Consider the following 13,230-nt stretch of genomic DNA (forward strand, 5'->3'; position numbering starts at 1 on the left):
GCCGGCACCCCCGCCCTCGCCGCCACGGACGGTTCGGCGGGCCGCTCCTCGGCCACGGACCTCGTCGGATCCCCCCGGGGCGCCACCCCGGTCCCCCAGGGGATCTCCCGGCTGGCCCAGGGCCCGGGCCGCGACGTCGCCATCACCATCGACGACGGCCCGGACCCCCGCTGGACCCCGCAGGTCCTCCAGGTGCTGAGGCAGAACCACGTCAAGGCCACGTTCTGCATGATCGGAACCAAGGCGCAGAAGTACCCGGCCCTGGTGCGCGCGGTCGCCGCCGACGGACACCAGCTGTGCGACCACTCCGTCGACCACGACGTGACGATGGACCACAAGCCGGTCGACTACCAGCGGCAGCAGATACTCGACGGCAAGGAAATGATCGAGAAGGCCGTGCCGGGCGTCGCCGTGAACTACTACCGTGCGCCGGGCGGTGCCTTCACCCCCGACAGCCGCGCGATCGCGGCCGCGAGCGGGATGCGGCCGCTGGGCTGGAGCGTGGACCCCAGGGACTGGAGCCGCCCGGGCCTGCCGGCCATCGTCGCCGCCGTGGAGACCAAGCTGCCCCGGCAGCCGACCGTCCTCTTCCACGACGGCGGCGGCGACCGGAGCGAAACCGTCGCGGCCCTCAAGCAGTACCTGCCCTGGCTCACCAAACAGGGCTACACGTTCACCTTCCCCGCCCTCACCACCCCGTAGGGCCGTTCCCCGGACCGGCGTACGGGCACCCTGCGGCACCACCCCCTGTGATCGTCCCGGCCTGGGGCCCGGGTAGGCTGCCGCGCATGTCGCAGCCGGTTCAACTCGTCATCCTCATCAGCACTCTTCCGGGCCGCGGCCCGGAGCAGATCGCCGCGTTCGAGCGGCTCGCCCCGGTCGTGCGGGCCGAAGAAGGGTGCCTGCGCTACGACTTGCACCAGGTGAGCGGCGAGCCCGACCGGTTCGTGCTCATCGAGCGCTGGTCGTCGCAGGCGGCGCTCAACGCGCACGACGCCACCCCGCACATGATCGAGGCCGACGCCGCCAGCCCCGCGTTCCGTGCCGGCCCCGCGGAGGTCATCCGCATCGAGGCCGCCCCCGTGGCCTGACGCCCGGCGCCCGGCCCGGCGGCTCAGACGGGCGGTGGGCGCAGGACGTCGAGGGTGAACAGGGCGCCGTCCGGGTCCCGGAGGGTCACCGGGCCGCCGCCACCGGGCTCGTTCCCGAGCTGCGGTACGACGGTTCCGCCGTGCGCCAGGGCCGCCTCCGTCGCGCGGGGCAGGTCGCGGACCTTGAAGTGGACGAGCCAGCGCGGCCGGCGTCCCGCCTCCTGGGCGGCGGCCTCCACCGGGCGGCTGTGGAGACGGGCGACGGCCTCCCCCGCGGCCCGCAGCACCACCTGGTCCTCCTCGTACGAGGCCTCGCAGCAGCCCGCGCTCCCGTCGGCCCACTCCAGGACCTCCCCGTAGAAGAGCGCCGCGTCGAAGGCGTCGCGGGTGTGGAGTTCGAGCCAGGCCGGCGCCGTGCCCTCGCCGACGCTCCACTCCGACAGCACGCGCCCCTCCCAGACCCCGAAGGCAGCACCCTCCGGGTCGCCGACGAGGGCCGCCCGTCCGCTGGGCGGGGAGGACACCGGCCCGATCGCGACCGTGCCCCCGAGCTCGCGCACCCGGGCGACCGCCGCGTCGGCGTCGTCGACCGAGAAGTACGCCGTCCAGGCGACGGGCACGGCCAGTTCCCCTGCCATCGCCCCGATCCCGGCCACGGGCACGCCGTCCGCCTCGGCCACCGGGAACGCCCGGCCCAGGCCGCCCTGGCGGAAGGTCCAGCCGAACACCGCGCCGTAGAAGCGCTGCGCGGCCGGGAGGTCACGGGCCATCAGGCTCAGCCAGCACGGCGCGCCCAGCACGTCCGCCGTCACCAACACCATGGTCGTCCTCCCTCGTGCCTGCCCGTACCCGGCCCTGCCCGCCGCGGATCAGCGGACGGGGATGATGTCCGGAGCCCCGAGGCGTACGGCGTCGGCCGTCCGGTCGTCGGGCTGTTGCTGGGCCTCGCGTTCGGCCGCGACCCGCTTCAGGTAGTGGTCGACCTTCCGGTCCCGGTGGGCCTCGTCCCAGCCCAGGGGGCCGGCCATCAGCGCGGCGACGGTGCGTGCCGCGTCCGTGCCGCGGTCCCAGGACTCGATGGAGATCCGGGTCCGCCGGGCCAGGACGTCCTCCAGGTGGCGGGCGCCCTCGTGGGTCACCGCGTACACGGCCTCGACGGCGAGGTAGTCGTCGGAGCTGGGCAGCGGCTCGGCCAGCGCCGGGTCCGCGGCGACCGGTTCGAGGAGTTCGGGCAGCAGGGAGCCGTACCGGTTCAGCAGGTGCTCGATGCGCGCGACGTGCAGTCCGGACCGGGCGGCGAGGGAGTGCCGGGCGTTCCACAGGGCCGGGTAGCCGTCGGCGCCGAGGAGCGGGACGCGGGCGGTGACGCAGTCGGCGACCTTTTCGTCGAGGCCGCGCGCGGCCTCGTCCACCGCGTCCTTCGCCATCACCCGGTACGTGGTGTACTTGCCGCCCGCCACGACGACGAGCCCGGGGACCGGGTGGGCGACGAGGTGCTCGCGGGAGAGCTTGCTGGTCTCCGCGGCCTCGCCGGACAGCAGCGGCCGCAGGCCCGCGTACACGCCTTCGACGTCCTGCGCGGCCAGGGGTGTGGCGAGGACCCGGTTGACGTGTTCGAGCAGGTAGCCGACGTCCTCGGAGCTGAGGGCCGGGTGGGCCTTGTCGAGGGACCAGTCCGTGTCGGTGGTGCCGATGATCCAGTGGCGGCCCCAGGGGATGACGAACAGGACGCTCTTCTCGGTGCGCAGGATCAGCCCGGTCCGGGAGTTGATCCGGTCGCGCGGGACGAGGAGGTGCACGCCCTTGGAGGCGCGGACGTGGAACTGGCCGCGGGTGCCGGCCATGGCCTGGGTGTCGTCCGTCCAGACGCCGGTCGCGTTGATGACCTGCTTGGCGCGGACCCGCGTCTGCCGGCCCGTCTCCAGGTCGGTGACGAGGGCCCCCACCACGCGCTCGCCCTGCCGCAGGAACCCCGAGACCTGGGCCCGGTTGGCGACCAGCGCCCCGTACGCGGCCGCCGTCCGTACGAGGAACAGGGTGTGGCGGGCGTCGTCGACCTGGGCGTCCCAGTACTGGACCGCTCCCGTCAGGGCGTCCGCGCGCAGGCCGGGGGCCTCGCGCAGGGCCTGGCGCCGGAGCAGGTGGCGGTGGCGGGGCAGGCCGCTGGCGGTGCCGGAAGCCGCGGCCATGGTGTCGTAGAGCAGGACTCCCGCCCCCACATAGGGGCGTTCCCAGACCCTGTGGCGCAGCGGGTAGAGGAAGGAGACCGGCTTCACCAGGTGGGGGGCGAGGACCTGGAGCAGCAGTCCGCGTTCCTTGAGGGCTTCCCTGACCAGCCGGAAGTCCAGCATTTCGAGGTAGCGCAGGCCTCCGTGGATCAGTTTGCTGGAGCGGCTGGACGTGCCCGAGGCCCAGTCGCGGGCTTCCACGAGGCCCACGCGCAGGCCCCGGGTGGCGGCGTCCAGGGCGGATCCGGCGCCGACGACGCCGCCTCCCACCACGAGGACGTCCAGCTCGTCCTCCCCGAGTCGGGCGAGGGCCTCGGCACGTGCGCCGGGCGAGAGAGCCACCGGGTTCGCCATGGTGTCCTCCTTGTGCGAGGCCCTGCCCGTCCGAGGTGCGGGGGCCTACTCGACGGTCGCCCAGTCGAGGGTGCGCGCGACGGCCTTCTTCCAGCCCGCGTAGCCCTCCGTCCGCTGTTCCTCGGTCCACTGGGGCTCCCAGCGCTTGGACTCCTGCCAGTGGGTGCGCAGTTCGTTCGTGTCCCGCCAGAATCCGGTGGCCAGTCCGGCCGCGTAGGCGGCGCCGAGCGCGGTGGTCTCGGCGACGACGGGGCGGCTGACGGGTACGCCGAGGACGTCGGCCTGGATCTGCATGCACAGGTCGTTGGCCGTCACTCCGCCGTCGACCTTGAGCACGTCGAGGTGGACCCCGGAGTCCTGTTCCATGGCCTCCACCACGTCGCGGCTCTGGTAGCAGATGGCTTCCAGGGTGGCGCGCGCCAGGTGGCCGTTGTCGTTGTAGCGGGCGAGGCCGACGATCGCGCCGCGGGCGTCGGAGCGCCAGTAGGGCGCGAACAGCCCGGAGAAGGCGGGGACGAAGTACATGCCGCCGTTGTCCTCGACCGTGCGGGCGAGGCGTTCGCTCTCCGCCGCGTCGGTGATGATCTTCATCTGGTCGCGCAGCCACTGCACCGCCGACCCGGTGACCGCGATGGAGCCCTCCAGGGCGTAGACGGCCGGTTCGTCGCCGAACTGGTAGGCCACGGTGGTCAGGAGGCCGTGCTGGGACCGGACCACTTCGGTGCCGGTGTTGAGCAGCAGGAAGTTGCCGGTGCCGTAGGTGTTCTTCGCCTCGCCGGGCTCGTAGCAGACCTGCCCGACGGTGGCCGCCTGCTGGTCCCCGAGGACGCCCGCGATCGGGATCGCCGCCCGCAGCGGGCGGGAGGTGCGCGTGACGCCGTACGCGGTGGGGTGCGAGGAGGGGTTGATCGCGGGGAGCATCGAGCGCGGGATCCCGAAGAAGCCGAGCAGCTCGTCGTCCCAGTCCAGGGTCTCCAGGTCCATCAGCATGGTCCGGCTGGCGTTGGTGACGTCGGTGGCGTGGATGCCGCCGTCGGGGCCGCCGGTGAGGTTCCACAGCACCCAGCAGTCGGTGTTGCCGAAGACGGCGTGGCCCTGCTCGGCGGCCTCGCGGACGCCGTCGACGTTCTCCAGGATCCACTGGATCTTGCCGCCGGAGAAGTACGTGGCGGGCGGCAGCCCGGCCTTGCGGCGGATGACGTCGCCCTGCCCCGAGCGTTCCAGGGCGGCGGCGATCGAGTCGGTGCGGGTGTCCTGCCAGACGATGGCGTTGTAGTACGGGCGGCCGTTGCGGGGGTCCCAGACGACGGTCGTCTCGCGCTGGTTGGTGATGCCGATGGCCGCCAGGTCGGCCGGGGAGAGGTTTCCGTGGCGGAGCGCGTTCTGGATCACCGAGTTGGTGCGCTCCCATATCTCCACGGGGTCGTGCTCGACCCAGCCCGACTTGGGCAGGATCTGCGCGTGTTCGAGCTGGTGCTTCGCGACCTCGTTGCCCGCATGATCGAAGATCATGAACCGGGTGCTCGTGGTGCCTTGGTCCACTGCGCCGACGAAGTCCGCCATGATGGTGCCGCCTCTCGTGAGGGAGAGCCCTTGCCGGGGGGAGGGCCTTGCCGCACGCGGGGCGGTGTGCCGCCCCGGGTGCGGGTGGGGCCGGGGTGGGGTCAGGCCTCGGGGGCCGGGATGCGTCCCGGGGGCTCGGGCTCGGCGGTCGGCAGGAACCGGCCGATGAAGACCTTGTACAGACCCGCTCCGAGCAGGCCTCCGATCAGCGGGCCGATGATGGGCACCCAGAAGTAGAAGTTCCCGTACTGGTCCCGCCACGCCCCTCCGTAGCCGGTGAGGAAGCTCGCGAGCCGCGGACCGAAGTCACGGGCCGGGTTGATCGCGTATCCCGCGTTGGTGCCCCATGCCATGCCGATCGCGACGACGATCAGGCCGACGATGAACGGCGCCAGGTTGGCGCCGGGCGGGGTGTTGAGCAGGTCGGTGACCGCGAGGATCAGCAGCAGCAGGATCGCCGTGCCGATGATCTGGTCGCGCAGCGCGCCCCATTCGGTGACCGGCAGGTTCGGATTGCCGTTGGCGGGCAGCGTCGAGAAGACGCCTTGCGTCTTGATGGTGTGGCCGGGGTCGTACGTGCCGAGTGCCTCGGTGTAGTTCCAGCGCACGATGAGGGCGGCGACGAACGCGCCCGCCGTCTGTGCCAGCGCGTACGGTGCCACCCTGCTCCAGGGGAAGCCCTTGAAGGCCGCCAGGGCGAGGGTCACCGCCGGATTGAGGTGGGCGCCGCTCAGCCTCGCGGCGACGTAGACGCCCAGGGTGACGCCGAGGCCCCAGGCCCAGGCGATGCTGTCGTGGTTTCCCAGGCCGCCGGGCGGATTGGTGAGTCCGCCGCCGGCGACCACTTGGGCCACCACGCCACAGCCGAAGAGGATCAGGATCATCGTGCCGGCGAATTCGGCGGAGAGCTCGCCCACCAGCCCCGATGCCTTGAGACGATCAGCCATGAAGAGCCTGCTTCCTGCCGGCGAGACCGGCTGTCATCGGCCCGTCGGTGCCGCCGCCTGCCGCGGGGCCCGGCGATCGGTCGCTCGCGCGGAACGCCGCTGCCCGCCGGGGCACACAGCGGTGCGCCCGGATGGACATAGCGGACAAAGCTCCGCGCATGCGGCATACATACCCGGTTGTCGCGATCTAATTCACTTGATCGGGGAAGCTCCTGGTCCCCTGGGGCAGGGTGAGCGTGGCGACGGCCCCGCCGTCCGGGGCGTTTTCCAAGGTCAGCTCGCCGCCGACGAGGCGGGCGTGGGCGGTGGCGATCGTCAGGCCCAGGCCGTGTCCGCGCCCGCGTTCGGCCGCGCCGGTACGGAAGCGCCGGGGACCCTCCTCCAGCAGGGCCCGCGGAAATCCCGGGCCGTGGTCCCGTACGGTGACGGTTCCCGACCCCACGGTGACCACCACGGGCCCCGCGCCGTGCCGGTGGGCGTTGGCGACGAGGTTGCCGAGGACGCGGTCGACGCGGCGCGGGTCGGTGTGCACGGTGCGCCCTCCCGCGTGCGCTTCGTGGCCGCGGAGTTCCACCGCCAGTCCCGTCCGGTTCACGCAGTCGGCGGTCAGCGGTCCGAGGGGGCAGGGCACCAGGTCGGCCTCTTCCACGCCGGCGTCCAGGCGGGAGACCTCCAGCAGGTCCTCCACGAGCCCGCTGAGCACCTTGACGCTCTCGCGGACGTACTGGGCGGCCAGGTCGTCGTCCGTGAGCAGGGCGGCCGAGGTGGACAGGCCCATCAGCGGGGTGCGCAGCTCGTGGGCGACGTCGGCGGTGAAGCGCTGCTCCTCCAGCAGGCGGGCCTGGAGGGCCGAGGCCATGGAGTCGACCGCGCTCGACAGTTCGGCGACCTCGTCGCCGGGACGGGCCTCGCCGCCGATCCGGACGTCGAGCTCGCCGTCGGCTATCCGGCGCGCGGCGCGGGCGGCCCGGCGCAGCCGCAGGCTCATCCGGCTGGCGGCCAGGGCGCCGGCCGGAACGGCGACCGCGACCGCGACGGCGCCCGCGGCGGCCATGGTCATGTCGAGGCGGTGCAGGTCGTCGTACTGCCCGCTCAGGGGTATGGAAATCATCAGCAGCCGGCCGCCGTCGACCGGTTCGGCGGCCCGCATCATCGGGCCGTAGGGGCCCTGGACCTCCTCGACCTTCCGGCGGCTCCCGGGCCCTTCGGACCGCAAGGCTGGCAACATCTTCTCCAGGGGGACGGTGTACGCCTTCGCCAGGCCCGTGTCCGGCCCACCCTTGGCGACGAACCGGACGCGCTCCACCGCGGTGTCGCGGGCGCTCTCCAGGAAGCGGGCCTTCGTCACCTGGTGGACCAGGCTGCCGATCCCGGCGGCGACCAGCACCGCCACGGCTCCGAGGAGCAGGGAAACGCGCCAGCGCAGCGAGCGCGAGCGGATCCGTGCGGGCCGCATCAGTGGGCCCGGAGCTTGTAGCCGAAGCCCCGTACGGTCTCGATCCGGTCGGCCCCGACCTTCGCGCGCAGCCGCTGCACGTGGAGGTCGACCACCCGCCGGTCGCCGGTCCAGCCGTAGTCCCACACACGGCTCAGCAGGGTGGTCCGGTCCAGCACCACGCCCGGCCGGGCCGCGAACTCCAGCAGCAGCCTGAGCTCGGTCGGGGTGAGGGCGATGGGTTCGCCGCCCTTGCGCACCTCCAGGCCCGCCGGATCGACCGTGAGGTCGCCGAAGGTGAGCAGGGTGCTCCGGGGACGGCCGCCGGGGAATCCGGCCCGGCGCAGCAGCATGCGGATGCGGGCCACCAGCACGGGCAGCTCGACGGGCTTGGTGACGTAGTCGTCGGCCCCGGCCTCCAGGCCGCCGACGATGTCCGTGGCCGCGCCCCGGGCGGAGATCATCAGGATCGGGACGGTGCTGGTCTCGCGGATGCGGCGGCACAGTCCCACACCGTCGAGTTCCGGCAGCATCACGTCGAGGATCAGCAGGTCGGGCCGCTGCGTGCGGAAGGCTTCCAGTCCCGCCAGGCCGTCCGCGGCGACCGAGGTCGAGAAGCCGTAGCGGTTCAGCGCGATGCGGACGGTGTCACGGATCACCGCGTCGTCCTCGACGAGCAGCAGGCGGCCCGCGGGCCGGTCGAGTACGTCGGTCATGAATCCCCCGGGCTCACGCGGGAGCGGACCCCACTCCCATGATCATCGTAGGCGCCCGCGGGAGCCCGGACCGACGGCCGGTCAGCGCGCGGAGCGCTGCGGGGAGTCGCCGGGGCGGGGGAAGGACGGGGTGTCCGTGTCGGCGGGGGCTTCGTCCGCGTCCAGGCCTGCCAGGCCGGGGAACCGGTAGGGGTCGAGCGCCCATCGGGGCGTCCCGGACGACAGTGCGTACGTGGGCTGCGTGTTCATCGGACCTCCAGAGGAGACGAATCACTACTGAACGTGATGACTCCTCACTCTCCGCGTCCGGTTGCGCATCGGGTCCGGTCCCACCCGAACGCACCCAACGGCAGCTCGTCACACCATGGGAGAACCCGCACGGACCCTCACCCGGGTGGCCCCGCCCCGTCCCCGGTGTCGGGGACCGGGGGTTCGGCGGCCGCCGGGTCCAGGATGCGGTCGAGGAAGTTCCTGGTCCGCTCGTGCGCCGGGCGGGCGATCACCTGCGCCGCCGGTCCCTGCTCGACGATCACGCCGCCGTCCATGAACACCACGCGGTCCGCGACCTCGCGGGCGAAGCTCATCTCGTGGGTGACGACCATCATGGTCATGCCCTCGCCCGCGAGCAGCCGCATCACCGACAGCACCTCGCCGACGAGTTCCGGGTCGAGCGCCGAGGTCGGCTCGTCGAAGAGCATCACCTCCGGCTCCATCGACAGGGCCCGGGCGATGGCGACCCGCTGCTGCTGCCCGCCCGAGAGCTGCGCGGGAAAGGCGTCCGCCTTGTCCCCGAGCCCGACCCGTGCCAGGTTCTCCCGGGCGACCGCCGCGGCCCGGTCCTTGTCCCGGCCGAGCACCCGCCGCTGCGGCAGGGTGAGGTTCCCGGTGACGCTGACGTGCGGGAACAGGTTGAACTGCTGGAAGACCATGCCGATGCGGCGGCGCGCCGCGTCGATGTCGACGTCGGGGTCGGTGAGCTCCGTACCGCCGACGAAGACCTGGCCGTCGCTCGGTTCCTCCAGCAGGTTCACACAGCGCAGCAGCGTCGACTTGCCGGAGCCGGAGGGGCCGATGACGCACACCACCTCGCCGGGGGCGACGTCCAGGTCGATGCCGCGCAGGACGTGGTTGTCGCCGAAGGACTTGTGCAGCCCGCGGATCTCGATCTCGGGGCGGTCCGCGGCCGGTGCGTCCGCCGTTCCCGTCTTCTGTGGCATCTCGTCCTCACGTGGCCTTGTCCGCGCGGGACTCCAGGCGGCGCACCACGAAGCTCAGCGGCACGGTCACCAGGAGGTAGCACAGGCCCGCTACCAGGATCGGGGTGGAGTTGGCGGTCTCGCTGGCGAGGTCCCGGCCGAATTTCGTCAGCTCCCGCTGCTCCAGTGTCACGCCGAGGAACAGCACCAGCGAGGAGTCCTTGAAGAGCAGGACCAGTTCGTTGGTGAGCGGCGGGATCACGATGCGGAACGCCTGCGGGATGATCACGGAGGCCATGGCGCGGCCGTGCGAGAAGCCCAGCGAGCGGGCCGCCTCCATCTGCCCCTTGGGCACCGCCTGGATGCCGGCGCGGATCGTCTCCGCCATGTACGCCGCCGCGACCAGACCGAGGCCCAGCGCGACCTTGCCGTAGATGCCGCCGGGGATCTCGGCGCCGGGGAAGGCCAGCGGCACCGCCACGCCCACGAAGATGAAGATCAGCAGCGCGGGCAGGCCCCGGAACAGTTCGATGTACACGCCGGCGGCCCAGCGGTACGGGGCCACCGAGGACAGCCGCATCATGGCGACGACCAGGCCGAGGACGAGGCCGAAGGCGAAGCCGGAGAAGGTGTACACCACCGTGTTGCGCAGGGCGGTGGTGATGATCTGCGGGAAGAGGCGGACGGCCAGGTCGGTCTGCGCGAACTGGTTCTGCAGCCGGCCCCAGTCGGCGAGCACGCCCACCAGGACCAGTACGGCCACGAAGACCGCGTACTGGATCCCCTGCCAGACGCGGCGCCGCTGACGCCGGGTCAGCCGAGAGGTCACGACGTGGCCTGGGGCAGCGGCCCGATCCACTGCTCGTAGAGCTTCTTGTAGGTGCCGTCGGCCTTGGCGGTGGTGATGGCCTGGTCGATCGCGGCGAGGAGGGCCGCGTTGCCCTTCTTCACCGAGAAGCCGTACTTCTCGCCGGTGTCGATGTTCTGCCCGAGGACGAACTCCGCCGCGTTCGCCTTGTCCTTGAGCCAGCCCTGGACGACCGGGTAGTCGATGACGACCGCGTCGACCTGGCCGGTGCGCAGCCCATTGAGCACCGCGTCCGAACTCTCGAAGGCGACCGGGTTGAAGCCCTGGGCCTTGGCGTAGCTCTCGCCGGTGGTCTGGGCCTGCGCGCCGAGCTTCTTGCCCTTGGCCTTGAGGTCGGCGAGGGAGGTGACGCCGCTCTTCTTGGTCGCGAGCAGGGCCTGGGTCGCGTCGAAGTAGGGGACGGAGAAGTCCACGTTCTTCTTGCGCTCGTCGGTGATCGTCATGCCGGCGGCGGCGAGGTCGCACTGGCCGGAGTTCAGGAAGGCGCCGGTCTTGAAGTTCTCGAACGGGGTGTCGAGGATCGTCTGTTCGACCTTGAGGTTTTTCGCCACGAGGTCGATCAGCGCCACGTCGAAGCCGACGACCTTGCCGTTCTGCTCGAACTGGAACGGCGGGTAGGGCAGATGGGTGCAGGTGGTCAGCTTGCCCTTCTCCACGACCGGGACTCCGCCCGCCGCCTCTCCCGGGCCGCTGCCGCCGGAGGAGCAGCCCACGGCGAGGAACGTTCCCGCGACGGTGGCGAGGCCGGCCGCGGCACGGATACGGAAGCTGCTGCGCTGGCTGCGGTGTCCTGCGGCCGTCCGGAACACGGTTGACCTCCACGGATGCGGGTGGGCGGCGGTCGCGGGGAAGACCGTCCGTCGGGATCGTAAGCCCCTGGCGGGCCGTGACGGCGGAGCGTGCGCGACGCGGCGCAGACGTGGCCGGACATCGCCCATGCACGGCCGGAGACGGCCTGTTGCGCCCGGCCGCCCGATCGGCGGTAGCCCCTTCCCGCCGGCGGCGGGAAGGGGCCGGACCGGCGGGGTCAGCGCTTGGCGCAGGTCTTCCAGGAGAAGTGGTACTTGGTGTTGATGCTGCCGTCGGTCGAGTCCATCGTCAGGAAGCTCGTGGTGTTGGCCGTGTCGGAGGTCCCGGCCTTCGCGACGAGCTCGGTGTTGATGTTGAGGTTCCGCTTCGCCCCGCAGGGGTGGTAGACGAGGGCCTCGATCGGGACCGCGTCGGAGACCTGCCAGTTGTTCTGGTAGCGGCCGCGCAGGGTGTGGGTGCGGCGGGCGGTCTCGGACATGCCCTGGAAGTAGTAGCTGGCCTTCTGCTCGCCGCTCGCACCGTCCTCCAGGCTGGCGAAGCCGCGGTAGTCCGCCTGGGCGATGGCGAAGGTGTAGCCCTGGGGGACGTTCACGCTCAGGCCGAGCTGGCAGTTCTTGCGGAAGTCGGTCGCCTTGGCGTCCTTGCCGACCTGGGCCGTGTACTCGCTGTAGGTCACCGTGAAGGCCGTGTTGTCCGGCGAGACCGCGACGGTGGCGCTGCCGGGCCGGCAGCCGGAGCCGTTGACCTGGACCACGTCGATGGTGATCTGCCCGGGGGGTCCGGGGGCGGGGCGGGTCGTGGTGACGGCCCCGGCGGACGGCGTGAGGGCGGTCGCGGCGAGCGCCGCGGCCGCGCCGGCGAGGAACACCGTTCTGAACATGGGAAGTCCTTCCGATCGCTGCTCTGCGTGACCGGCTCGAACCGTTCCACACCCCCCGCGGCCACCGCCGTAGGCGCGGCAGCCACCCCCGCCGCGGCCCCGGCGCGTCCCCCCGAACGGCCGAACACCGCCCGGCGGCGGCCGCTACGGGACGAGGACCACCTTGCCGAGGTTGCGGCGCTGTTCGATGACGGCGTGGGCCCGGGCCGCCTCGGCGAGGGGGATCTCCTCGTGGACGGCGGTCCGCAGGGTGCCGGCGGAGTGCAGCCGCCAGAGCTCGCGCAGCCAGCGGTCGTACAGCTCCGGCTTGCCGGTGGCGATGGCCCGCATCTGGAAGCCGATCATCGAGGCGCCGCGGACGAGGAGTTCGTACGCCTCCACGGTGCCGCCGCCCGAGCTGAAGGCCACGATCCGGCCGCCGGTCGCGAGGGCGCGGACGGCGGGGGCGAGCAGGTCGCCGCCGACGCCGTCGAGGATCACGTCGTACGGGGCTCCCCAGTCGGCGTCCTCGTACAGGACGACCCGGTCGGCGCCCAGGCCGCGGACGAAACCGGCCTTGGCGGCACTGCTGACGGCGGCGACGACACGGCCGGCCCCCGCGGCCTTCGCGTACTGGACGGCGAGGCTGCCCACCGCGCTGGCCGCGGCGGTGACCAGGACGGATTCGCCGGGCTCCACGCGGGCGGCCTCGTACGCACCGCGGGCCACAAGTCCGCTGCGGACCAGCGCGACCGCGTCCACCGCGCTCGCGCCGTCCGGGACGCGGGACGCCATCGCGGCGTTCAGGACCGCGAACTCGGCGTAGGCGTCGGCGAAGCACAGCCCGGTGACGCGGTCCCCGACGGTGAAGGAGGCCACCCCCTCGCCGGTGGCCATGACCTCGCCGGCGAGCTCGCCGCCGAAGGAGACGGGCCCGGAGCCCTCCCGCACCTTGCGCACCGTGGGCAGGGTCACCCCGATCGCCTCGGTGCGGACCAGCAGCTCCCCGGGGCCCGCGACGGGCCTGTCGACCTGCTCGGCGAACAGCACCTCGGGCCCGCCGTTGACCTCGTGACGCATGCGCAGCACAGGACCTCCCGATCCGATTTCATTGGGAGTCCCAACGATAAGCCGAAAGTCATGGGGAAGTCCAACGGTTTTGG

At 72.4% G+C, this 13,230-nt stretch carries 14 protein-coding genes; 2 read left to right on the plus strand and 12 right to left on the minus strand.

Annotation, left to right across the window (positions count from 1 at the left end; genetic code table 11):
* Both ACFV0Q_RS16285 and ACFV0Q_RS16290 read left to right on the plus strand, forming a co-directional pair.
* Positions 1-702, plus strand: a 702-nt coding sequence (locus ACFV0Q_RS16285; RefSeq protein WP_385005712.1) for a polysaccharide deacetylase family protein, incomplete at its 5' end; no start/stop codon positions are given.
* An 86-nt stretch (positions 703-788) separates the two neighbouring features.
* Positions 789-1,091, plus strand: a complete 303-nt coding sequence (locus ACFV0Q_RS16290) for a putative quinol monooxygenase (protein ID WP_385005714.1) — start codon at positions 789-791, stop codon at positions 1,089-1,091.
* Between the two features lie 23 nt (positions 1,092-1,114).
* Here the strand turns inward: ACFV0Q_RS16290 and ACFV0Q_RS16295 are convergent, their stop codons facing one another.
* The 12 genes from ACFV0Q_RS16295 to ACFV0Q_RS16350 form a co-directional block, all read right to left on the minus strand.
* A complete protein-coding gene (locus tag ACFV0Q_RS16295; RefSeq protein WP_385005716.1) occupies positions 1,115-1,912 on the minus strand; it encodes a VOC family protein in 798 nt (265 codons plus the stop codon).
* Between the two features lie 48 nt (positions 1,913-1,960).
* The gene (locus ACFV0Q_RS16300; protein WP_385005718.1) at positions 1,961-3,673 is read right to left on the minus strand and encodes a glycerol-3-phosphate dehydrogenase/oxidase; all 1,713 of its coding nucleotides are present in this window, start codon (positions 3,671-3,673) and stop codon (positions 1,961-1,963) included.
* A gap of 45 nt (positions 3,674-3,718) precedes the next feature.
* Positions 3,719-5,236, minus strand: a complete 1,518-nt coding sequence (glpK, locus tag ACFV0Q_RS16305; protein WP_385005720.1) for a glycerol kinase GlpK — start codon at positions 5,234-5,236, stop codon at positions 3,719-3,721.
* 101 nt (positions 5,237-5,337) lie between these two features.
* Positions 5,338-6,183 (minus strand): MIP/aquaporin family protein, encoded by an 846-nt coding sequence (locus tag ACFV0Q_RS16310; RefSeq protein WP_385005722.1) that lies wholly within the window; start codon positions 6,181-6,183, stop codon positions 5,338-5,340.
* Between the two features lie 187 nt (positions 6,184-6,370).
* Positions 6,371-7,639, minus strand: coding sequence for an ATP-binding protein (locus ACFV0Q_RS16315; RefSeq protein WP_385005724.1), 1,269 nt, complete (start codon positions 7,637-7,639; stop codon positions 6,371-6,373).
* Entirely contained in the window at positions 7,639-8,334 is a 696-nt protein-coding gene (gene cseB / locus ACFV0Q_RS16320; RefSeq protein ID WP_385005726.1) for a two-component system response regulator CseB, read from the minus strand. Before cseB ends, ACFV0Q_RS16315 begins: the two co-directional genes overlap by 1 nt.
* A gap of 81 nt (positions 8,335-8,415) precedes the next feature.
* Entirely contained in the window at positions 8,416-8,583 is a 168-nt protein-coding gene (locus tag ACFV0Q_RS16325) for a hypothetical protein (protein WP_385005728.1), read from the minus strand.
* Positions 8,584-8,720: 137 nt separating this feature from the next.
* Positions 8,721-9,551, minus strand: coding sequence for an amino acid ABC transporter ATP-binding protein (locus tag ACFV0Q_RS16330; RefSeq protein WP_385005730.1), 831 nt, complete (start codon positions 9,549-9,551; stop codon positions 8,721-8,723).
* 7 nt (positions 9,552-9,558) lie between these two features.
* Positions 9,559-10,389, minus strand: a complete 831-nt coding sequence (locus tag ACFV0Q_RS16335) for an amino acid ABC transporter permease (RefSeq protein WP_385005732.1) — start codon at positions 10,387-10,389, stop codon at positions 9,559-9,561.
* Positions 10,356-11,159, minus strand: coding sequence for an ABC transporter substrate-binding protein (locus tag ACFV0Q_RS16340; protein WP_385005768.1), 804 nt, complete (start codon positions 11,157-11,159; stop codon positions 10,356-10,358). Before ACFV0Q_RS16340 ends, ACFV0Q_RS16335 begins: the two co-directional genes overlap by 34 nt.
* Before the next feature lie 266 nt (positions 11,160-11,425).
* Entirely contained in the window at positions 11,426-12,088 is a 663-nt protein-coding gene (locus tag ACFV0Q_RS16345; RefSeq protein WP_385005734.1) for a DUF4360 domain-containing protein, read from the minus strand.
* Positions 12,089-12,232: 144 nt separating this feature from the next.
* The gene (locus ACFV0Q_RS16350) at positions 12,233-13,156 is read right to left on the minus strand and encodes a zinc-binding alcohol dehydrogenase family protein (protein WP_385005736.1); all 924 of its coding nucleotides are present in this window, start codon (positions 13,154-13,156) and stop codon (positions 12,233-12,235) included.
* Positions 13,157-13,230 lie beyond the last annotated feature (74 nt).

It is taken from the genome of Streptomyces sp. NPDC059564, assembly GCF_042735575.1.
Taxonomy (GTDB): domain Bacteria; phylum Actinomycetota; class Actinomycetes; order Streptomycetales; family Streptomycetaceae; genus Streptomyces.